Consider the following 20968-nt stretch of genomic DNA (forward strand, 5'->3'; position numbering starts at 1 on the left):
ACTCGAATTATGCCTGTTGCAACAGGGCAAATCTATCCGAAAGAAGAAAGCTAGCAGCTAGTTTTTAATGTTATTACTAGACGTTGGTGGCTATACCCTGACTGCCAGTACATCACAATGTGCTCCATGCAAAACGGCATTTGCAGTGGATCCCAGTAACAAAGACACACCATGACGGCCATGACTTCCAACGACGATAAGATCTACGCCATTTTGCTCGGCAAAAACATGTATCTCTTTTTGAGCGACACCATCTAAGACATGCTGATGAGCAGCATCTATGGCATATTGATTCCCCAGTTCCATAAGCTTTTTCTCGGCAAATTCTTTCGTATGATTTTGAATACTGGCGTAATCGATAGTGGGAATTGGTCCGTAGATTTGAATTGGCTCAATAACATGAATCAAGCTCAAGGTTGCCTCATTGCCCGCAAGCTCAATGGCTTTACTCACTATTTTTTTGTTCGGTTCGTCCAAATCGACGGCAATAAGAATATTTTTATACGCTGGCATAGGGCTCTCCTAAATCTAGATACTCCTGCACCATACGCCCAATTAAATCCGAGCGTGTTGATGTGTGTCAACGACAAGCTAGGCAGCAATTCCTCCTAGCCCGCGTCAGCCAAATAGGCATAACAGCGGGAAATAAGCTCTTCGTCTGCTACCGCTGCAAATGCGACATAGTCCAGCGCAGCCTTGGCAGCTTCCCGCTTGCTTAAGTAAGGACCAAGTGGTGTGCAGCTTTCCCTGGTCAAAAAATACCAGTCGCCATTTAAACACATAATCCTATTGGTTCTCACGCAATTGGACGGCAAATAGCTTTCTCGTTTTCTCATAGCCTTAAGAGCTTCTAACATACTCAACCACCCGCAAAATGGCGCCTATTTAAATATTGATGAAATCAAACTTTTATCTCTTTAATATAATCTAGCAAGAAGTGTACCCAATATTATTTATATAAAATACAATAGGTTACGTAATATATTTATTCTATATCTACGCTCTTGTAAAAATTATGGACGCCCAAGACCAGCGCAAATTGTTCGAGCCTTGCGGCTATAGAAACGAAAAAGGCTAACCTAATGGCTAGCCTTTTTGTTATAGACATAAAGCAAATCAACTGGGGGTAACAATGAGAGCCTGTCGTGTTTTACCTATTAGTTAGTTGGATTGCTGTTTAGAATCTTCTTATTAAAACCTAGCAACCTTCATTAACCCGCTTTTGCCAAGTGTTCATAGCAGCGTGATGTCATATCACTATTAGCCACAGCGGCAAAGGCTACAAAATCAGCAGCGATCTGTTCCACTTCCTCTTTGGTAGCATAAGGTCCAAGAGGTGTAGCACTTTCTCTGGTCAAGAAGTACCAGCTACCGTTAAGACACAAGATTCGCTTGGTCCGGGCACAGTTTGAAGGTAAGAAACCTTCGTCTCGCCTTAGATTTTGGACTACTTCCAACATTTTAAATCACCTGCTCGCATCTATATAAAGATGAAAAATATTTATCATTATCCATTAATTAGCAATTCCTGTGCCAGTTTTAATACTCTATAAATATCAAATACTTATCTATTTTATAAGGCTATTCTTATATAGCTAGTGTAAAAATAACTAACAGTCTGTATGCTTCAGAATTGAACGAGCACCTCATCCTTGATTTATTTTAGCTAAGCGACAGAAATAATACTCCCGGACGCTCAAATCTTAATTATTCCTTAAGCTTGATTGGCTATAGTTTTGACTAGGCACGTACAGGCGAATTTGCTATGCAATCAATTTTCATTACAAGGCAATTTTTTATTGTCTGTTTTATTTATGCTGGCACTCTTTTTTTTGCTAGCCTCTCTGCCAGCAACACTATCGCTTCAACCGTCTTCGCTATTCTTGCCACTATCGCTCAAACGGCTCTGTTCACATTCCCCCTCTACCTGCTACATAGATTAGCGCTAAATTCCCGTTGGAGCGCAACAACAAAGTATATATTAGCGATCACCCTAACCGCGGTATTTTTTGTTTCCATAATGTTGCTCGCCATCAATTATAAATTGAATAGTATGTATGGCTTCTTTATCAACGGCTTTGTTATGAACCTAATCAGCACTCCAGGAGGCTTGGAGGCAATGGGCGCAAGCCAATCGTTTTATTACTCTGTCGCCACCCTAGTGCTAGCAGCCCTAATCTTTTATGGGCTTCTCATTAGATACGTTCCCTTTGAAAAACTAATCCCTTTTATACCCAGAAAATCCATCCTTGCAGCCCTAATAATGGCTGATTTTCTAGCTCAAAGCTCAATGTATGCCGTCGCAGACTTCACCTCAAACACCAGCATTCTCTCAGTAGCCAATAGAATTGTTTGGCAAATTCCAATTACGGTTAAAGGCTTACTGACATCTTTAGGACTGAAACAGACAAGAACTCTCAGCTTAGAAGAAACACCTAGCGGAGCATTTAAGTACCCCGACAAAAGCACGTTGGATGTCCAGGTAAACAGGCCTTTAAATGTAGTTTGGTTAGTCGCAGAGTCCTGGCGCGCAGATATGCTCAACCCCAGGGTCATGCCCGCCACGAGCCAGTTCGCAAAAAGCAATATTCAATTCACAGAGCATCGAAGCAGTGGTAATGGCACGCGCATGGGCATTTTCGGCCAATTCTATGGCTTATACGGACGTTATTGGTTCGACGCGCTGCATGCCCGCCAAAGCCCTTTAATACTTGATATCCTACAACATAACGGCTACCAAATGATGGCCTATACTAGCGCTAGATTCGCTTATCCAGAGTTTGATAAAACGGTTTTCAGCCAATTCAAAAATTCAGAATTACAAGAGTATTATGAGGGCCAGGGGTGGCAGCGCGACCGTAAGAATGTCACCGATCTGCTCGCTTATGTTGACTCCGCTAAAGATCCGTTTTTTGCCTTCATGTTTTTTGAATCCGCTCACGCAAAATACCATTTCCCAAAAGAATCGATCATTGAAGAAGACTATATCGAAGATTTTGACTATCTGACGACGGACATTGTTAAAAATATTCGGCTTATAAAAAACCGTTATATCAATTCCGCTAGACACCTCGACCAACAACTTGCCAGAGTGTTCGCTGGACTTAAAGCAACAGGCAAGTTGGAAAATACTATTGTTATTGTTACCGGAGATCATGGAGAAGAATTTTTGGAAAAAGGCCACTGGGGGCATAATTCAACCTTCAGTGATGAACAAATTCGTGTCCCATTAATCATTCACACACCCCAAAATCTGCCTCGTACCATCAACAAAATAACAAGCCATCTTGATTTACCGGCAACCTTGTTAAGCTTGCTACAGGTTAATATAAAACCTGAACTATATAGCTTTGGACAAAATCTGCTGTCTCCAGACTATTCAAGAAAGTATTTGGTTGTGAGCGATTGGCATGGCGATGCCGTAATTACTCCTAGCGTAAAGTATATTTTGTCATCTACTGCGGCCAGTAATGGCGAACAGCTAACCGATGGACAGGATAGACTCATCAGAGAGAACAGCCTATCGGCAGGAGATCGCGGAGTATTTACTCAATACGTGAAGAGCTTGGCTCGCTTTTATTAAGCTATCGGTTTCAAGCCCATAGCAGCTTTTGACATCATTCTCCATTTCGTTACAGCACGAACAAACGGCCTTCGACGAAGCCAGGCGATTAACTGATATTCCTGGACTTTTTACTCCACCCACCTACCGTTTGCTGCTCCACTGCGAGCCTCTAGCTTTATTCCAGGTTTTTGTCTTTGCACCTCGCCGATTTGAAGTACTGCGTTGCACGCCCGCTTTACGCTCTGCAGGAATTAGTTGGTTGGGTCCGTTACCAATCAAATCCGCACGCCCCATAACAACCAAAGCTTTACGCAATACCGGCCAGTTTTTCTCATCGTGGTAACGCAAAAAGGCTTTTTGTAAGCGCCTTTGTTCAATATTTTTCGGTGTGTATATCCGCTTATCCTTGTAGGAAACTTTACGGAGTGGATCACGATCGGAGTGATACATGGCGGTAGCCAACGACATTGGCGAGGGGTAAAAGGTTTGTACCTGATCAATACGGAATTTATTACGTTTCAACCAAAGCGCGAGGTTGAGCATGTCCATATCCTCGCAGCCGGGATGAGCGGCGATAAAATAAGGAATTAAATACTGCTTTTTACCGGCCTCTTTTGAATACTTTTCGAACATTTTCTTAAACTGCTCGTAAGAGCCGATGCCCGGCTTCATCATTTTCGATAACACCGCATCTTCAGTGTGTTCTGGGGCAATTTTGAGGTAGCCGCCAACATGGTGCGTCACCAACTCTTTGACATATTCCGGATCACGTATCGCTAGGTCATAACGTAGCCCTGAGGCGATTGCGATATTTTTGATGCCTGGTATCTGGCGCGCCTTACGATACAGCTCTGTCGTTTGCTTATGACTCGTTTCCAGATTTTTGCAGATAGTCGGATAGACACAGGACAAACGCCGACAACCTGCCTGAATTTCGGGATCCTTGCAATTTAAATGATACATATTTGCGGTCGGGCCACCCAGATCAGAAATCGACCCAGTGAAGCCAGGCACCTGATCACGAATCGCTTCTATTTCTTTCAGCACAGATTCCTGCGAGCGACTCTGAATCACCCGTCCTTCGTGTTCGGTGATCGAACAAAAGGTACAGCCGCCGAAACAACCACGCATAATATTGACCGAGGTACGAATCATCTCATAGGCGGGGATACGCGCATCACCATAGCGTGGATGCGGTCGTCGCTGATAAGGCAGGCCAAACACCTGATCCAACTCTTCCGTCGTCAAAGGAATTGGCGGCGGATTAATCCAGACTTCCTGTTTACCATGCTTCTGCACCAGTACTCGGGCATTGTGCGGATTAGATTCCTGGTGCAATACACGTGAGGCGTGCGCATAAAGCGCCGAGTCCTTAAACACCTTCTCAAAGGAAGGCAGGCGGATATAGGTATTTTCAGGATTGAGTCGCTCTTTCGACTGCAACGGCATGGGTACGATGCGTAGTGGCTGTGACTGCCGCTCAACTAAGTTTTGCTTGACCTCCCCAGTGCTACAGCTGGCACTCTCTTTGTCATCATAAGGGTTAGTTAAGGCATCGATTTTAGTAGGCCAGTCGATACGCGTCGAATCCAGTTCCGTCCACCCACTGGGCATGACATCACGCACCACCGCCGTACCACGCACAGCGGTGATTTCATGGATATTTTTTCCGGCTGCGAGCTGATGTGCTATTTCGCCGATGGCCCGTTCGGCATTGCCATAAAGCAATACCTCTGCGCCGGAATCCACCAGTACCGAACGACGCACTTCATCGCTCCAATAATCGTATTGTGCGATGCGTCGCAAGCTAGCTTCGATACCACCGATAACAACGGGAATCTTTGCGTAGGCTCGCTTACAGCATTGGGTATAAACGATGACTGACCGGTCTGGTCGCTTTGCTGGCTCCGCATTAGGCGTATAAGCATCATCATTACGTATCCGCAAGTCTGCGGTGTAACGATTAATCAATGAATCCATATTGCCGCCGGTGACGCCGAAAAATAAATTCGGTTCTCCCAGGGTCTTAAAGTCATCGATTCTATTCCAATCGGGTTGGGAAATAATACCGACCCGAAACCCCTGAGCTTCGAGAAAACGCCCAATGACCGCCATACCAAAACTGGGGTGATCGACATAGGCGTCACCAGTGACCAGAATAATATCGCAACTGTCCCAGCCCAACTCATCCATCTCTTGCCTGGACATGGGCAAATAAGAAGCCGTACCGTAGCATTCAGCCCAGTATTTGGGATAGGAAAATAGATCAGGGACGCTATGCATATTGATTGCGACTCGTGTCGCGCCTACACCTGTGGATAAAGGCAGCGCCAGATTTAGCTTAACACTACATCTGGTTGTTTAATCAGAGAATTTTTCAAGATACTCAGAAAATTTATTCGGTGCGGCTGGTCACTTCCAGCAAATGATAACCAAACTGTGTCTTTACTGGGCCCTGCACTTTGTTGACTTCAGCGCTGAATACTACTTCATCAAATTCTTTAACCATCATACCGGGACCGAATTCACCAAGATCACCGCCCTGTGCGCCAGATGGACAGCTGGAATGCTGTTTCGCCAACTCCGCAAAATCCGCTCCAGATTCAATTTCATCTTTTAGTTGTTGGCACTTATCTTCTGAATTGACCAATATGTGTCTTGCACTTGCTGTCGTCATAACGGTACTCCTAATATTCGTACTGAATTAAAATTACTGAGGCATTTGCAGGGGTTGAGCTGAAACCACTACTCCATTGTTATCCGCATAGACGTATTCACCAGGATTGAAGGTCACACCACCAAAACTAATCGGTACATTCAAATCACCAATTCCTCTTCTATCTGTCTTTAACGGAATCGCCGCCAACGCCTGAACGCCCAGATCCATCGAAGCAATGGCATCCACATCACGAATGCAACCATTGATGATAATGCCTTCCCAGCCATTTTTAACAGCATTCTCAGCAATCATGTCACCAAGTAACGCTCGTCGCAGAGATGCCCCACCGTCCACTACCATAACTTTGCCTTTACCATTTTTACCCGCTAACTCCTTCACTCGTGAATTGTCCTCGAAACATTTGATCGTAACAATTTCACCACCAAAAGAGTCACGGCCACCGAAATTATGAACCATAGGTTCAAGCACTCGCACCAAATCCGGATAGGCGTCACATAGGTCTGGAGTTATATAGTCCAATTTTATTCCTTATATTCAAAAACTTAAATTATAAACTTAAATTAAAATCTAGATATCTTCCGCAAGAAATAGCCAAGTATCTAATACTGAATCAGGGTTCAGCGATACGCTATCAATGCCTTCATCCATCAACCAGCGCGCTAAATCTGGATGATCTGAAGGCCCCTGTCCACAAATACCGATGTATTTATTGGCTTTCTTACAGGCCTGTATCGCCATACTGAGTAGTATCTTCACGGCAGGGTTGCGTTCATCAAAGAGTTTCGCCACGATACCGGAATCCCGATCCAACCCCAGGGTTAACTGCGTCAGATCGTTTGAGCCGATAGAGAAACCGTCAAAGTATTCGAGGAACTGATCCGCTAATAGCGCGTTAACCGGTAACTCGCACATCATAATGACATGCAAACCATTCTCTCCGCGCTTCAAACCGTTAGCGGCTAGTAGTTCCACCACCCCTTTGGCCTCTGCCACCGTGCGGACGAAAGGCACCATCACTTCTACATTAGTCAAACCCATTTCGTTGCGCACGATTTTCATTGCGCGGGTTTCCAACTCAAAGCAATCTGCAAAATCTTCTGACAAATAACGTGAAGCGCCGCGAAAACCAAGCATGGGGTTTTCTTCTTCCGGCTCATAGAGTTCGCCGCCGATCAAATTGGCATATTCATTAGATTTAAAGTCTGAGAGGCGCACAATCACTCGGTTCGGTGCGAAGGCTGCGCCCAAGGTTGCGATGCCTTCGACCAGTTTTTCAACGTAATAATCAACCGGACTCTTATAACCGGCAATACGCAGATCCACCTGCGCTTTGACCTCAGCGGGCAAGCTGTCGTAATTCAACAGTGCTTTCGGGTGCACGCCAATCATACGGTTGATAATAAATTCCAAACGCGCCAAGCCAATACCAGCATTAGGAATCGCACTAAAGTCGAAAGCACGATCCGGATTACCGACATTCATCATGATTTTAAACGGCAGCTCCGGCATGGCATCAATGCTGGAACTCTTAATCTCAAAATCCAGCAGACCGTCATAAACAAAGCCTGTATCCCCTTCCGCACAAGAAACCGTCACATCTTGCCCTAGCGCCAGCCTTGCCGTCGCATCACCGCAACCAACGATGGCAGGAATACCTAGTTCACGGGCGATAATAGCGGCATGACAGGTCCGGCCACCGCGATTGGTCACAATCGCCGAAGCCCGTTTCATGATAGGCTCCCAGTCGGGATCAGTCATTTCGGTGACCAATACATCACCTGGCTTGACCATATCCATCTGGCTAATATCATTGATGATTTTCACCGGGCCGGCACCAATGCGGTGGCCAATGCTGCGACCATCGACTAGTACTTTTGATTTTTCGTTGAGCAAATAACGTTCCAGTTGGTTAGCCGAGGCACGGCTCTTCACCGTTTCTGGGCGCGCCTGAACGATGTAGAGCTTACCGGTATCACCATCTTTGGCCCACTCAATATCCATCGGACGTTGATAATGACGCTCAATCGTCAGCGCTTGTTTGGCCAGCTCCTGAACCTCTTCATCATTGATAGAAAAACGATTGCGATCTGATTCATCGACATTCACGGTATTCACTGAACGTCCAGTTTCACCCGAAGGATCGTAGATCATTTTAATCGCCTTACCGCCCAGGTTGCGGCGCAACACAGCGGGACGATTGGCTTCTAATGCAGGCTTATATACGTAAAACTCGTCCGGATTAACCGACCCCTGCACAACTGTTTCACCTAAGCCATAGGACGAGGTGATAAAAACCACATCCGGAAAACCTGATTCTGTATCAAGGGTAAACATCACGCCGCTGGCGGCGGTTTCGCTGCGTACCATCTGCTGAATTCCTGCCGACAAGGCAATCAGGCTGTGTTCAAAACCCTGGTGCACACGATAGGCAATAGCGCGGTCATTGAATAAAGAAGCAAAGACTTCTTTGATCGCTAACAGGACATTGTCGATGCCACGGATGTTAAGAAAAGTTTCCTGCTGCCCGGCAAAGGAAGCATCCGGCAAATCTTCCGCCGTCGCTGATGAACGCACTGCTACGGCTAACTGATCATTGCCATCCTGGAGCTTTGTAAAATACTGACGGATGGTCTGTTCAAATTCGGCATTGAAAGGGGCATCTATAATCCATTGACGAATCGTTGCTCCGGTTTTCGCCAAGGCGTTGACATCATCCACATCCAAGCCAGAAAGCACTTCGTGAATGCGCGTCGTCAAATTGTTTTCCACTAGGAAATTACGATAGGCGTCCGCTGTAGTAGCAAATCCGCCCGGTACTGAAACACCAAGAGAGGCTAAATTGCTAATCATCTCACCCAAGGACGCATTTTTACCACCAACGCTTTCAACATCATTCATGCCGACCTGGTCTAGCGGCACCACAAAACTATTCAACGTAAATCACCTCTTCCAGAAAAGATTCATACATAAAGCAAAAAAAGGGTGGCAATAATACTAAAATATGCGTCAAAGGGCACTAAATTGACCACTTTTCTGCGATACTACCTTTTTTATCTCTCACAAATTATAGAATCATGAAACGCACCGCATTCTTTATCTCCGATGGCACCGGCATCACCGCAGAAGCATTAGGCCTCAGCCTACTTTCTCAATTTGGCGGGATTCAGTTTGATCGCGTCACCCTGCCCTATATCGACAACGAAGAAAAAGCCACCCGGGCAGTACAGAAAATTGCCGAGGCCACCGAAAAAGATGGCGTGAAACCGATTATTTTCGATACTGTCGTTAATCAGAGTATTCGCGACATTATCTCCCAGAGTAACGGTTTTATGGTGGATATTTTTTCTGCCTTCCTAGCGCCGCTCGAAACCGAACTGGGTGTTAGCTCTTCCTATTCAGTCGGCAAATTACACGGTATCAATCAGAACAATCACTATTCAATTCGCATCGATGCGATGAATTATGCCTTAGAAAATGATGATGGCGGCGTTACCCGTAATTACGATGAGGCGGACGTGATCCTGGTAGGCGTTTCCCGCTGCGGTAAAACACCCACCTGCATTTATCTGGCATTGCAATTTGGCATCAAAGCGGCCAATTATCCCATCACCGAAGAAGACCTTGAAGAAATGCGCCTACCTAAAGCACTTCGACCGTTTAAACAGAAGGTTTTTGGTCTGACCATTGATCCCAAGCGCTTACAGGCTATCCGTCAAGAGCGCCGCCCCGACAGCCGTTATTCTTCCGACCGGCAATGTCAGGAAGAGATACGCAATGTGGAAAGCATGTTCCGCCGCGAAAACATCTCTTTCCTCGACACAACGCATCATTCAGTCGAAGAAATTTCAACCCGTATGATATCCGAACAAGGAATTCAGCGGCATATATAGACTAAATAGGTGGCTACGCTTAGCCAAAACTACCCGGTTGCTTCAGTCCGCTAAATAGCACTATAAATTATTTTCACCCAAACGTCGGGAGCTAAAAAGCCATTACCCCACTTGGCATCGAAATCGGCACTTGGCTTCGCAGCGACCACTGCCTCAACTGATTTACCCTGATCTTTGAGCGCTTTCACTCTGGTGTAGACGCTCTTAAGCATATCCTGGTAAGCCTGAAGTTCGACTTTATTGCTGAGCGGACCATGACCGGGAATAACTTTGGTATTATCGTCTATCCGCGTCAAAATTGTCGATACGCCCGTAAGCAGACCCACCATCGAACCACCGCTACTGGCATCGATAAAAGGGTACATGCCGCTAAAATAGAGGTCACCGGTATGTACTACATTGCCCTGCTTAAAATAAATCACGGCATCACCGTCAGTATGCGCTGAGGCTACATGAATAACCTCAAGAGTGTCACTGTTCCAGTGAAAAGTAACTTCCTTATCAAAGGTTATGACCGGTAATGCTAGCTTATCTGCGGGCGGCACCTCTTTAGCAAACGCCTCTATGACCTGCCCTTTCAGCATTCTCTCGCGCACATTATTCTGCGCAACGATAATAGCGCCACCTTTACCAAAATTTTCATTGCCACCGACGTGATCATAGTGCCAATGAGTGTTAATCAAAAACTTCACGGGTTGGGGCGTGATCGCAGCTATCGCCTTTTGAATTTTCCCCGTCAGCGGTGCAAACTGGTCATCTATCATAAAGACACCATCCTCACCCACGGAAAGGCCGATATTGCCACCACTCCCCTCCAGCATATAAATGCCCGGCATAACCTGTGTAGTTTTAATACCGACTTCGCTAAACTCATCCGCACAGATCAGCACCGACACCAAACCTAGCAAACAACCACCGATAAAACGAATACCTGCAGCTCTTACACAACGCACTATCAACATTCTGAAACTCCTAACGGTTTAAATAAAGAATAACATCCCCCGCACGCGCCCTGACCTTATCCGTTACTCCATTTCACCTGAAATTCGATTTCCTCTTCAACCCCGTCGCGCTCGTGTTCAATATTAAACTTTGCCTTGACCGGCACATATACTCTTTCACCAGCGACTTGAATTTGAAACTTCTTTCCAGTTTCAAGCGCATCGGCTAAGCGCCGTAACTTAGAAATAAATGCTGATTTTGAGTAACTCTTTTCAATATCTCTTTCTGCTTTCATGCTTTAATCCTTTATTTTCCTTTAGCGTTTTTTGATATTCAGGCTAGTTTTCCTGGAAGTAACATAGCAGATTTTAACCTCTACTTAAGACCAACTAGAAGTAAAAACACGAGGAATATCAATCTAGGATGTGCGCGATGCAATTAAGACACCATGGACCTAGCCGGGAATAGCAGTTGTTGTCATTTTATGCCTTTTTCTTGGGCGCTAAGCCTGACTCTCACTGGTTATTAGCACTTCCCTACCAATGCCAGTTTTATACGATTTTGCTAGTTTAGAGAATGAAAACCTTTGCTTTCTTGCACGAGTTTAAGGAGCAATTCACTGGGTTGCCAGTAGGACTCACCCGTTTTTTGCATTAATGCCAATAACCCATCACGCACCTTATCAAGGCCTAAGGTATCGGCATAGTACATCGGCCCGCCGTGAAATTTCGGGAAGCCGTAACCATAAAGATAGACAATATCGATATCGCCCGGCGACGAGGCGATACCTTCTTCCAAAATACGCGCACCCTCATTTATCAGCGCGAAAGTAAGTCGTTGCACAATTTCTTCATCACTGATGGTACGGCGTGTTACTCCCCATTTTTTCGCCAACTGCTCAATGACTGGGTCAATTTCTGGATCTGACTGGCGCTTACGGGTTTCCTTGTCGTAAAGGTAGAATCCTTTCCCCGTCTTTTGCCCTAATCTGCCCATATCCACCAGGGCATCGGCAATACAGCCATCTTTGGCGGCGCCTGACTCGATGCCACGATTACGCCGGGCTCGATAACTGATATCTAGGCCCGCCATATCGCCAACCGCGAGCGGCCCCATGGCCATTCCCCAGTTTTGAATAGCGTTATCCACCTGCGCGGGGCTGGCCCCCTCAAGCACTAACAATTGTGCTTCGCGGCCATAACCTTTGAGCATGCGATTGCCGACAAAACCATCACAGACGCCAACTAACACCGGTACTTTTTTAATCGTTTTTGCGACCTGCATGACAGTAACCAGCACCTCATCAGAGACATCATTGGGGCGCACAACTTCAAGCAATTTCATAATATTGGCGGGGCTAAAAAAGTGCATCCCAACGATGTCTTCTTTACGGCTGCTGTAGGAGGCCAGCTCGTTAATGTCGAGGTAGGAAGTATTGGTAGCCAGGATACATCCCGGTTTACAATGCTGTTCCAGCTTAGCGAACACTTCGCGCTTGACGTCCATACTCTCAAACACCGCTTCGATAACCAGATCAACCTTGGCGAGATCGGCATAATCCAGGCTGCCTTTCAGTAAGCTCAATGATTTCTCTGCCTGTGTCGTGGAAATACGCCCGCTTTTCACGGAGCCCTGATAACTGTCAGCAATGGCCTTAAGTCCACGATCCAAACCCTCTTGCGCGACCTCTATCATGGTGACAGGAATACCTGCACTAAGAAAATTGATGGCGATACCGCTGCCCATCGTGCCGCCGCCAATCACGCCGACGGAGTCGATTTTTCTGGGAAGAACATCCTTGCCGACATGTGGCACTTTCGCCGCTTTACGCTCAGCAAAGAACGCATGGCGTTGTGCTGCAGCCTGTGGAGAATTAAGACACTCAATAAAGAGTGTCCGCTCCTGTTTTAAGCCTTCGGCATAGGGTAGCTCTACAGCACCCTTCACCGCTTTAATAATATTCTGTGGTGCCAGCAACCCATGAATTTTTGATTTAACTCTTTGCTCATATTGTTCAAAGAAATCTTCTTCAATGGCACCCGCATCAATTTCGATTTCGCTGACTCGGCGCACCCCAACGCCCGCCACCGCAAGCTCCTGAGCATAGGCTCTTGCACCTGTCATTAAATCACCATCAATCAGACGATCAATTGCACCATATTCAAGCCCGTGCTGAGCGGAAATAGGGTTACCGTTAATCATCATGTCGAGCGCAGGTTTTACGCCAATCAATCGAGGTAATCTTTGCGTACCACTGGAACCCGGCATCAAGCCGAGTTTCACTTCCGGCAAGCCTAATTTAGCAGATGGCACAGCACAGCGATAATGCGCTGCCATCGACAGCTCTAAACCGCCGCCCAGCGCCGTGCCATGCAAAGCGGCGACTACCGGCTTGTTCGACGCTTCAACCGTCGCAATAACTTCCGGCAACAAAGGTTCTTGCATGGGTTTACCGAATTCGCTGATATCAGCCCCGGCAACGAAGGTACGCCCTTCACAGAGCAAAAGAATGACTTTACTGGCATCCTGTTGTGCTTGGTTGATCGCCTCTACGATCCCCAAACGAACAGCAAAAGACAGTGCGTTTACCGGGGGGTTATTAATACGGATGATGCCAAGATCGCCTTCCAGCGAATAGTTAACGGGGCTGGTCACTTTATTCTCTCCAAACTGGTTTTTGCGTTCATAGTTGTATCGTTTGTCTGGTTGCATACCCAAAATGAGGGCATACCCTTCGAACCTACAATCCACCAAAACGTTGATAGTAACTCGGAATAACTTCCTTTAAATAACCATCAACGGTTTTCATTTCAGTACGCAAAAATGTCTTGGCTTTTTTGTGTACAGCGCGGTAGATATTAGCCGTCATTTCATGGGCAATATGGCCAGCCCAGTTTTTCGGTAATGTGCCTTCAGGCAAGTCCGTGTGTTTGAGCAGAATACGACGGTATTCATGTATCAGCAAGGTTCTGACCTGAAACGATTCTTCCGGTGTCAAGGCTGTCGCAACGGCGGAGGTGATAGGCGAAAAACGCTCGATAAACTCTCTATAACGTTGGCCAAGTTCATCAATATTCCAACACTCCCGCATTAACGCCTGTAGCGATTTGCTTGAAGCGACCTCCTCAGAACGGGCCGTCATGATCGCAACCTTATCTTGCATTTTTAGCGCACGCAGGCTCTTATCCAACGACACTCGATCATTCCCAGGGTAACCCAAAATACCACCGCCGAAGTTGGCATAACCAAGCCAGGAAAGCTCTTTCACAAGCTGATCTCGTTCTCCGGTTTCGACTAAAGTAGGAATTACCAAGGTCCACTTGCCATCCCAGCTCACCGGTTCTGGGGCATAGATTCTTTTTGCTGCTGCTTCGAAATGCAGCAGCCCGGTTTCCGTCAAGCTATAAAAGCTACATCGCCCGACTCTTTCACTATGCAGCCATTCGTCCTGTACCAAACGAAAGGCTGCAGTTCTAACTAGCCGCGAATCCAAGCCAAAGGGTGATAAAGCTTTAATCAGACTACTCAGCCATACGCTATTGCCATGCTGCGAAATAGCGTCGCCAAAAACCGAAACAATCAATGAGCCACTGCGAATTGGCCGCTGCTGCTGAAAGTCATCCATGAGCTTTCGCACTACAGGGTTTGATCGCGTTCTAACTAGGGTATCCACCTGTCACTCAAGCTCGCTATGAAAATACTTATTTTTGGTCAAAGTCAACCACGACAGACTCACTCACGGGGTGCGCCTGACAAGTCAAAATAAACCCGTTCGCTATTTCGCTTTCCTCTAAGCCATGAGTGATATCCATTTCAACTTCACCGGAAACCAATTTAGCCTTACAGGTCGAACAAACACCGCCTTTACAGGAATAGGGTAATTCAAAGCCGTGCGCCATGCCCGCATCAAGAATGTTTTCACCGTCGGCAGTCAACTCAAACTCGCTGGAACGACCATCGGCAACAATGGTAACGCGGCTGGATTTACCCGCCATTTTAATGGCACGAGCATGGTGCCGTTCGATGATAGCTCTGGCGTCTTCCGCAGAAGAGGCAAACAGCTCATAGTGGATCGTTGACTCATCAGCGCCGGTCGCACGCAAACCTCTGGAAACCTCTGAAATCATAGACTCCGGGCCACAGATAAAATATTCGTCATACTCAGCAATCGTAATTAACCGCTTGTTCAGCTCGCCACCTTTGCGGTTATTGATACGGCCCGACAACAGGTCAGAACCCTGATCTTCCTTACTCAGGATATTTACCCATTGAAAACGCGTCATGTAGCGATTTTTTAAAAAGCTGAGCTGATCGCGAAACATAATGGTACTACTGCGCTGGTTTCCCAGCAGTAAAGTCACGAGACTATTCGGTTCCGCCTGCAAAATGGTTTTGATATTGGAAATAATCGGCGTGATGCCGCTTCCAGCCGCAATAAACAGATATTTACGCGCCTTTTCCGGTGCAACCGGCACGAAAAAATTTCCCTGCGGTGGCATCACCTTGATGGTATCACCGGCTTTTAAGTGTTCGTTGGCGTAATTTGAAAACACTCCTCCTTCAACTCTCTTGATAGCGACACTGAGGCGCTTGTCAAAAACACCAGAACAGATACTGTAGGAACGACGCACCGGCTCATTATTGATTTCCGTTTCCAGGGTAATATATTGCCCCTGTTTGAACCGAAAAGTATCTGCCAAATCTTCAGGTACTTCGAAAGATACGCACACAGCCTTATCGGTTTCGGGCCTGACATCGGCAATTTGTAAAGAGAAAAATCCAGTATTAGAAGACATGGCTATACTCTATATTTGTTTAAAGTAATCAAAAGGTTCTGCGCAATCGAGGCAGCGATATAATGCTTTACAAGCGGTAGAACCAAACTCGCTGACTTGTTCAACCCGGTCAGATTTGCAATGTGGGCACGAAACCGCATCTAAATTTTGTTGCGGCGGTGCGATACCATAGTTATGCAGTTTTTCACGAGCTTCGCTGCTCATCCAGTCAGTGGTCCAAGCAGGCGACAAACTCATCTCTATAGTCACCTGGGTAAATCCCGCCTGCGTTAACACTGTGTGAATATCCGCGCTCATGGTTTCCATCGCCGGACAGCCCGAATAGGTGGGTGTAATCACCACCTTGATGCTGTCGCCCTGACGTTGGATATCACGTAATACACCCAGCTCCCACAGGCTGATAGCGGGGATTTCTGGATCTTTGACCTGATCCAACAGATCCCACAAGGAGCTATCAGCAGAATTTGCCCTGCGCTTTTGTAGCTCGGCTTGCTCCGGGCTCACCAGCGGAATTTGCTCCGCGAAAGACATCATGGTGTTACCACTCCAACCCAGGATAGGCACGCTGCATAAACTGTAAATCAGACAGCAAGTGGCCGAGATGCTCGGTATGCATACCTTCCCTGCCACCCGTTACCGTCCAGTCATCCTCAGGCACACTGAGAGTCGCTTCGGCAAGAAGCGCTGAGACATTCGCTTTCCACGCATCTTTCAACTGGCTGCGATCAACCGCGATACCGGCACCGGCTAGAGTTGTCTCCAACTCGTCCATTTCGAACAACTCATGGGTAAAACCCCAGAGATCGTCCAATGCCTTTTGTGAACGCTGATGACTATCTTCAGTACCATCACCTAATCGCAAAACCCAATCTTTGCTACGACGCAGGTGATAAACCGACTCCTTGATGGCTTTCGCAGCAATGGCGGCCAATTGCTTGTCCTTTGACTGACAGAGTTGCGATAAAAACTCGACATTAAAGGCATCCACCAAATACTGGCGCATCATACTGAAGGCGTAATCACCACGGGGTAGTTCCAGAATCAAAAAATTACGGAATTCACGACAATCACGCAGGTAGGCAAAATCGTCCTCTGTCGCGCCATTCCCTTTTAAGGTTGCTGCATAACTGTAGAGCATCCGGGCGCGACCGATAAAATCCAAGGCAACGTTGCTGACTGCGAGATCTTCTTCTAAAAAAGGGGCGTTACGACACCATTCTGATAATCTGTGGCCGATAATCAGGGCATCGTCGCCAAGACGCACCGCGTATTCCAATAGCTGTTGTTCATTGCTCATTCTGCTGTCCCTCCAATTACATGTTGTTCACTTCGTCGGGAAGCTGGTAATGAGTCGCGTGACGATAGGGTTTGTCGTCCATCGGATCATAAAAACTTTCGCTATCCTCTTCCTGCGAAGAAACGATATCGGAAGATTTGACGACCCAAATGCTGACGCCTTCGCTACGACGGGTATATACATCACGCGCATACTCAAGTGCCTGTTCATGGTCGTCCGCATGTAAACTGCCCACGTGCTTGTGATCCAAACCACGCTTAGAACGGATAAAAACTTCAAATAAATCTAAACTGTCTGTTGCCATTTTATTCACCATTAACTGTCCATTAAGGTCATGATTCAAAGTAATCTAAGCGACGGCTTTAGTCTTTTGTGCTTTTTTCTTTTCATTATAGGCATGCATCGCCTCGCGCACCCAACGCCCCTCTTCATGGGCTTTGACATGGTGCTGCATGCGCTGACGGTTACAAGGGCCGTTGCCCATCAGTACGCGATGAAACTCATCCCAATCGATTTCTCCAAAATCGTAATGCCCGGTGGCTTCGTTCCACTTCAAATCAGGATCGGGCACAGTCAAACCTAAAAACTCTGCCTGTGGCACGGTTTGATCAACAAATTTCTGGCGTAGCTCGTCGTTGCTTTGACGTTTGATTTTCCAAATCATCGAACGCGCTGAATGCGCCGATTCCGCATCGTGCGGGCCGAACATCATCAATGATGGCCACCAGAAACGATTCAGCGAATCCTGTGCCATTTGCTTTTGCTCTGCACTGCCCCGCGCCAATACCAGCATAATTTCGTAACCCTGGCGTTGATGGAAACTTTCCTCTTTACAGATGCGCACCATGCCGCGCGCATAAGGGCCGTAGGAAGTGCGTTGCAAAGACACTTGGTTGACGATAGCCGCGCCATCCACCAACCAACCAATTGCGCCGATATCTCCCCAGGTCAGGGTCGGATAATTAAAGATAGAGGCGTATTTAGCAGTGCCGTTTTGTAGTGCCTCAATCATCTCTTCGCGCGATGTGCCCAGCGTTTCCGCCGTGCTGTACAGATAAAGGCCGTGCCCGCCTTCATCCTGCACCTTGGACAACAAGACCGCTTTACGACGCAAGCTGGGCGCACGCGTGATCCAATTACCTTCTGGTTGCATGCCGATCACTTCGGAATGGGCGTGTTGGGAAATCTGACGAATCAAATTTTTCCGGTACGCATCCGGCATCCAGTCCTTGGGTTCAATTTTTTGTTCTGAGTCAATACGCTCTTGAAAGCGCTGCTCTAATTCCTGTTCACTCAAAGCTGTCTTCATTGCTGCCTCCTCACTAAACTCGTTCGATAATCATGGCGATCCCCTGCCCAACGCCAATACACATTGTACATAAGGCATAGCGGCCACCCGTTCTCTGCAACTGATGGGTTGCGGTGGTGACCAAACGCGCACCGCTCATTCCCAAGGGATGGCCCAATGCGATGGCTCCACCGTTGGGGTTTACCTGTGGGGCATCGTCGGGCAAACCTAATTCGCGCATTACGGCCAAACCCTGCGCGGCGAAGGCTTCATTCAATTCGATTACGTCCATATCGGCGATATTCAAACCGGCGAGCTTTAATACTTTCTGGACGGCGGGCACTGGTCCTATACCCATGATACGGGGATCGACACCGGCAACTGCCATTGCCACGACACGTGCCTTTGGCGTTAGTTGATAGTCACTTATCGCCTGCTCCGATGCCACCAGTAACGCACAAGCACCATCGTTAATACCAGAGGCATTGCCCGCCGTGACCGTACCACCTTCTCGAAAAGGCGTCGGCAATTTAGCTAACGCTTCTAAGGTGGTGCCAGCACGAGGATGTTCGTCCTTATCAAAGATCAATGGCTCTTGTTTACGCCGAGGAATTTCAACGGCGACGATTTCGTCGTTAAAATTACCGTTGTCCTGCGCAGCACAAGCCTTCTGCTGACTTCGGAGCGCAAAAGCATCCTGGTCTTCACGATTAACGCCATACTGTTCAGCCACATTTTCCGCCGTTTCCGGCATTGAATCGATGCCATACTGCGCCTTCATGAGCTTGTTCACGAAACGCCAACCCATGGTGGTATCGTAGATCTGCGCGTTACGGCTGAAAGCACTTTCAGCCTTACCCATAACAAAAGGCGAGCGTGACATATTCTCGACACCACCAGCAATTGCCAGAGAAATTTCACCTGCTTTAATGCCTCTAGCCGCTGTACCGACTGCATCGATACCGGAACCACAAAGACGATTTAGGGTAACCGCCGCAGTCGCCGCAGGTAGACCCGCAAGTAACGCACTCATGCGACCCACATTGCGGTTATCTTCACCCGCTTGATTGGCGCAGCCGTAAAATACATCGTCTAATTTTTCCCAATTCACATTGGGGTAGCGCTGCATCAGCGCACGAATCGGCACAGCACCAAGATCATCGGTACGCACTGAAGCCAACGCACCCGCATAACGACCAATCGCTGTTCGCACCCCATCACAAATATAGGCCTCTGTCATTTTGACTCTCCGTCTTCATCTAAAATGGCGCCACCAAGCCGGTAAGATTTGCCGCGAAAATGGGCAACCTTTACACCCTCTTGATTGGTAATACTCACGTCGTAATAACCAACGCGTTTACCCTGATCAATCTGCTTTGCTCGCGCTGTTAACAGATCATTTAATTTGCCGGGTTTTACGTAGTCGATCATGCAATCTGTTGCTACCGATGAAAAATTCTCGCTGTTACTGGCAAAGGCAAAGGTGGAATCCGCCAAGGCAAAAATATAACCACCATGACAAATTTTATGGCCGTTAAGCATCTTTTCAGTAATCTTCATCTCCATCACTACCTGTCCCGGTGCGATGGAGATTAGTTTCATGCCTAAATCCTGTGATGCCACATCACGCTGGTAAAGCGTGTTGACGCAGGCCTCCGCCAACGCCTGTTGTGTTTGTGTAGAGGTTTGCATATCCATCGCGGCGCTCACTCGCCTTTAAAATTCGGCTGTCGTTTTTGGGTGAATGCGGCAACACCCTCTTGATAATCGTGGGTTCTGCCAGCAGTGCGCATGAGTTCTTTCTCGACTTCGAGTTGCTCATGCAGCGATTTGTTTGCCGAACCCAACAATGCTTGTTTGATAAGGCCCAAACCCTTAGTGGGCTGAGTTGCCAAATGTTTCGCCAAGGCTCTGGCTTCTGTCATTAGCGCTTCATCATCGACACAGCGCCAAATCATGCCCCAGGATTCCGCCTTTTCGGCGCTGATCTTTTCTCCGGTTAGTGCCAAACCACGTGCTCGAGCTAAGCCGACCAAACGCGGCAAATTCCAAGTGCCACCAGAATCCGGAATAACACCAATCTTACAAAAGGACTCGATAAAACTGGCCGAACGCGCCGCCAAAACAATATCGCAGGCCAGCGCAATATTGGCTCCCGCACCCGCCGCAACACCATTTACCGCACAAACAACAGGCTTGGGCATGCCTGTTAAACTGCGTACTAAGGGGTTGTAATAGGCTTCGACCGATGCGCCCAAATCAGGCGCCTCTCCACCCGGTGCGACAGCGCGATCATTGAGATCCTGACCGGCACAAAAACCACGTCCGTTCGCCGTCAGTAGTAAGCAGCGAATGGATTTATCATTTTCCACCTGATCAATGACTGTGCGAATTTCCTGGTGCATTTGAACATTAAAGCTATTAAGCATTTGCGGACGATTTAGCCGTAATTCGGCAACGCCATCGCTGAGACTGTATTTGATAGTTTCAAAGGTCATGTTTTAATTCCT

Annotated in this window: 21 protein-coding genes; 2 read left to right on the forward strand and 19 right to left on the reverse strand. The window is 47.3% G+C overall.

What is annotated here, in order from left to right; translation table 11 throughout:
- Positions 1-90: 90 nt before the first annotated feature.
- From H6995_07860 to H6995_07870, 3 genes are all read right to left on the reverse strand, one after another.
- Positions 91-513 carry a universal stress protein gene (locus tag H6995_07860; GenBank protein MCP5214908.1) on the reverse strand — a complete coding sequence of 141 codons (423 nt, stop codon included), beginning with the start codon at positions 511-513 and terminating at the stop codon, positions 91-93.
- A gap of 95 nt (positions 514-608) precedes the next feature.
- The gene (locus H6995_07865; GenBank protein ID MCP5214909.1) at positions 609-857 is read right to left on the reverse strand and encodes a hypothetical protein; all 249 of its coding nucleotides are present in this window, start codon (positions 855-857) and stop codon (positions 609-611) included.
- A 354-nt stretch (positions 858-1211) separates the two neighbouring features.
- Positions 1212-1460: a hypothetical protein gene (locus H6995_07870; GenBank protein ID MCP5214910.1), complete on the reverse strand. Its 249-nt coding sequence runs from the start codon at positions 1458-1460 to the stop codon at positions 1212-1214.
- Positions 1461-1765: 305 nt separating this feature from the next.
- Between H6995_07870 and H6995_07875 the strand changes: the two genes are divergently transcribed.
- Positions 1766-3583, forward strand: coding sequence for a sulfatase-like hydrolase/transferase (locus H6995_07875; GenBank protein MCP5214911.1), 1818 nt, complete (start codon positions 1766-1768; stop codon positions 3581-3583).
- 123 nt (positions 3584-3706) lie between these two features.
- Here H6995_07875 and H6995_07880 read toward each other — a convergent pair whose 3' ends face one another.
- The 4 genes from H6995_07880 to ppsA all read right to left on the reverse strand — a co-directional run bounded on the left by H6995_07880 (position 3707) and on the right by ppsA (position 9179).
- A complete protein-coding gene (locus H6995_07880; GenBank protein ID MCP5214912.1) occupies positions 3707-5848 on the reverse strand; it encodes a YgiQ family radical SAM protein in 2142 nt (713 codons plus the stop codon).
- A gap of 112 nt (positions 5849-5960) precedes the next feature.
- Positions 5961-6242: a peptidylprolyl isomerase gene (locus tag H6995_07885; protein MCP5214913.1), complete on the reverse strand. Its 282-nt coding sequence runs from the start codon at positions 6240-6242 to the stop codon at positions 5961-5963.
- A 33-nt stretch (positions 6243-6275) separates the two neighbouring features.
- Positions 6276-6764, reverse strand: a complete 489-nt coding sequence (gene rraA, locus H6995_07890) for a ribonuclease E activity regulator RraA (protein ID MCP5214914.1) — start codon at positions 6762-6764, stop codon at positions 6276-6278.
- A 48-nt stretch (positions 6765-6812) separates the two neighbouring features.
- The gene (gene ppsA, locus H6995_07895) at positions 6813-9179 is read right to left on the reverse strand and encodes a phosphoenolpyruvate synthase (protein ID MCP5214915.1); all 2367 of its coding nucleotides are present in this window, start codon (positions 9177-9179) and stop codon (positions 6813-6815) included.
- Positions 9180-9319: 140 nt separating this feature from the next.
- Here ppsA and H6995_07900 point away from each other — a divergent pair, with 140 nt between their 5' ends.
- Positions 9320-10135: a kinase/pyrophosphorylase gene (locus tag H6995_07900; GenBank protein ID MCP5214916.1), complete on the forward strand. Its 816-nt coding sequence runs from the start codon at positions 9320-9322 to the stop codon at positions 10133-10135.
- Positions 10136-10185: 50 nt separating this feature from the next.
- On the opposite strand, the gene H6995_07905 is transcribed toward H6995_07900, so the two are convergent.
- From H6995_07905 to H6995_07960, 12 genes are all read right to left on the reverse strand, one after another.
- Positions 10186-11097, reverse strand: a complete 912-nt coding sequence (locus H6995_07905) for an MBL fold metallo-hydrolase (protein MCP5214917.1) — start codon at positions 11095-11097, stop codon at positions 10186-10188.
- Positions 11098-11153: 56 nt separating this feature from the next.
- Complete coding sequence (locus tag H6995_07910) at positions 11154-11372, reverse strand: amphi-Trp domain-containing protein (GenBank protein MCP5214918.1); 219 nt, start codon at positions 11370-11372, stop codon at positions 11154-11156.
- Positions 11373-11641: 269 nt separating this feature from the next.
- Positions 11642-13789: an enoyl-CoA hydratase/isomerase family protein gene (locus H6995_07915; GenBank protein ID MCP5214919.1), complete on the reverse strand. Its 2148-nt coding sequence runs from the start codon at positions 13787-13789 to the stop codon at positions 11642-11644.
- 28 nt (positions 13790-13817) lie between these two features.
- Positions 13818-14702: a phenylacetic acid degradation operon negative regulatory protein PaaX gene (paaX, locus tag H6995_07920; GenBank protein ID MCP5214920.1), complete on the reverse strand. Its 885-nt coding sequence runs from the start codon at positions 14700-14702 to the stop codon at positions 13818-13820.
- 76 nt (positions 14703-14778) lie between these two features.
- Positions 14779-15873 carry a phenylacetate-CoA oxygenase/reductase subunit PaaK gene (gene paaK / locus H6995_07925; protein ID MCP5214921.1) on the reverse strand — a complete coding sequence of 365 codons (1095 nt, stop codon included), beginning with the start codon at positions 15871-15873 and terminating at the stop codon, positions 14779-14781.
- A gap of 9 nt (positions 15874-15882) precedes the next feature.
- Complete coding sequence (gene paaJ, locus H6995_07930) at positions 15883-16407, reverse strand: phenylacetate-CoA oxygenase subunit PaaJ (protein MCP5214922.1); 525 nt, start codon at positions 16405-16407, stop codon at positions 15883-15885.
- Positions 16408-16411: 4 nt separating this feature from the next.
- Positions 16412-17170: a phenylacetate-CoA oxygenase subunit PaaC gene (gene paaC, locus H6995_07935; protein MCP5214923.1), complete on the reverse strand. Its 759-nt coding sequence runs from the start codon at positions 17168-17170 to the stop codon at positions 16412-16414.
- Between the two features lie 16 nt (positions 17171-17186).
- Positions 17187-17474 (reverse strand): 1,2-phenylacetyl-CoA epoxidase subunit B, encoded by a 288-nt coding sequence (paaB, locus tag H6995_07940; GenBank protein MCP5214924.1) that lies wholly within the window; start codon positions 17472-17474, stop codon positions 17187-17189.
- 45 nt (positions 17475-17519) lie between these two features.
- A complete protein-coding gene (paaA, locus tag H6995_07945) occupies positions 17520-18479 on the reverse strand; it encodes a 1,2-phenylacetyl-CoA epoxidase subunit A (protein MCP5214925.1) in 960 nt (319 codons plus the stop codon).
- A gap of 13 nt (positions 18480-18492) precedes the next feature.
- The gene (gene pcaF / locus H6995_07950; GenBank protein MCP5214926.1) at positions 18493-19698 is read right to left on the reverse strand and encodes a 3-oxoadipyl-CoA thiolase; all 1206 of its coding nucleotides are present in this window, start codon (positions 19696-19698) and stop codon (positions 18493-18495) included.
- Positions 19695-20150: a hydroxyphenylacetyl-CoA thioesterase PaaI gene (gene paaI / locus H6995_07955; protein ID MCP5214927.1), complete on the reverse strand. Its 456-nt coding sequence runs from the start codon at positions 20148-20150 to the stop codon at positions 19695-19697. The genes pcaF and paaI overlap by 4 nt, the downstream gene beginning before the upstream one ends.
- A gap of 14 nt (positions 20151-20164) precedes the next feature.
- A complete protein-coding gene (locus H6995_07960) occupies positions 20165-20956 on the reverse strand; it encodes a 2-(1,2-epoxy-1,2-dihydrophenyl)acetyl-CoA isomerase (GenBank protein ID MCP5214928.1) in 792 nt (263 codons plus the stop codon).
- Between the last annotated feature and the right edge of the window lie 12 nt (positions 20957-20968).

This window comes from Pseudomonadales bacterium (assembly GCA_024234615.1).
GTDB lineage: Bacteria > Pseudomonadota > Gammaproteobacteria > Pseudomonadales > IMCC2047 > JAJFKB01.

Excerpts from the sequence above, each read along its gene's own strand:
- H6995_07860 (MCP5214908.1), bottom strand. The coding sequence starts at position 513 with ATGCCAGCGTATAAAAATATTCTTATTGCCGTCGATTTGGACGAACCG.
- H6995_07865 (MCP5214909.1), bottom strand. The coding sequence starts at position 857 with ATGTTAGAAGCTCTTAAGGCTATGAGAAAACGAGAAAGCTATTTGCCG.
- H6995_07870 (MCP5214910.1), bottom strand. The coding sequence starts at position 1,460 with ATGTTGGAAGTAGTCCAAAATCTAAGGCGAGACGAAGGTTTCTTACCT.
- H6995_07875 (MCP5214911.1), top strand. The coding sequence starts at position 1,766 with ATGCAATCAATTTTCATTACAAGGCAATTTTTTATTGTCTGTTTTATT.
- H6995_07880 (MCP5214912.1), bottom strand. The coding sequence starts at position 5,848 with ATGCATAGCGTCCCTGATCTATTTTCCTATCCCAAATACTGGGCTGAA.
- H6995_07885 (MCP5214913.1), bottom strand. The coding sequence starts at position 6,242 with ATGACGACAGCAAGTGCAAGACACATATTGGTCAATTCAGAAGATAAG.
- H6995_07900 (MCP5214916.1), top strand. The coding sequence starts at position 9,320 with ATGAAACGCACCGCATTCTTTATCTCCGATGGCACCGGCATCACCGCA.
- H6995_07905 (MCP5214917.1), bottom strand. The coding sequence starts at position 11,097 with ATGTTGATAGTGCGTTGTGTAAGAGCTGCAGGTATTCGTTTTATCGGT.
- H6995_07910 (MCP5214918.1), bottom strand. The coding sequence starts at position 11,372 with ATGAAAGCAGAAAGAGATATTGAAAAGAGTTACTCAAAATCAGCATTT.
- H6995_07915 (MCP5214919.1), bottom strand. The coding sequence starts at position 13,789 with ATGCAACCAGACAAACGATACAACTATGAACGCAAAAACCAGTTTGGA.
- paaX (MCP5214920.1), bottom strand. The coding sequence starts at position 14,702 with ATGGATGACTTTCAGCAGCAGCGGCCAATTCGCAGTGGCTCATTGATT.
- paaK (MCP5214921.1), bottom strand. The coding sequence starts at position 15,873 with ATGTCTTCTAATACTGGATTTTTCTCTTTACAAATTGCCGATGTCAGG.
- paaJ (MCP5214922.1), bottom strand. The coding sequence starts at position 16,407 with ATGATGTCTTTCGCGGAGCAAATTCCGCTGGTGAGCCCGGAGCAAGCC.
- paaC (MCP5214923.1), bottom strand. The coding sequence starts at position 17,170 with ATGAGCAATGAACAACAGCTATTGGAATACGCGGTGCGTCTTGGCGAC.
- paaB (MCP5214924.1), bottom strand. The coding sequence starts at position 17,474 with ATGGCAACAGACAGTTTAGATTTATTTGAAGTTTTTATCCGTTCTAAG.
- paaA (MCP5214925.1), bottom strand. The coding sequence starts at position 18,479 with ATGAAGACAGCTTTGAGTGAACAGGAATTAGAGCAGCGCTTTCAAGAG.
- pcaF (MCP5214926.1), bottom strand. The coding sequence starts at position 19,698 with ATGACAGAGGCCTATATTTGTGATGGGGTGCGAACAGCGATTGGTCGT.
- paaI (MCP5214927.1), bottom strand. The coding sequence starts at position 20,150 with ATGCAAACCTCTACACAAACACAACAGGCGTTGGCGGAGGCCTGCGTC.
- H6995_07960 (MCP5214928.1), bottom strand. The coding sequence starts at position 20,956 with ATGACCTTTGAAACTATCAAATACAGTCTCAGCGATGGCGTTGCCGAA.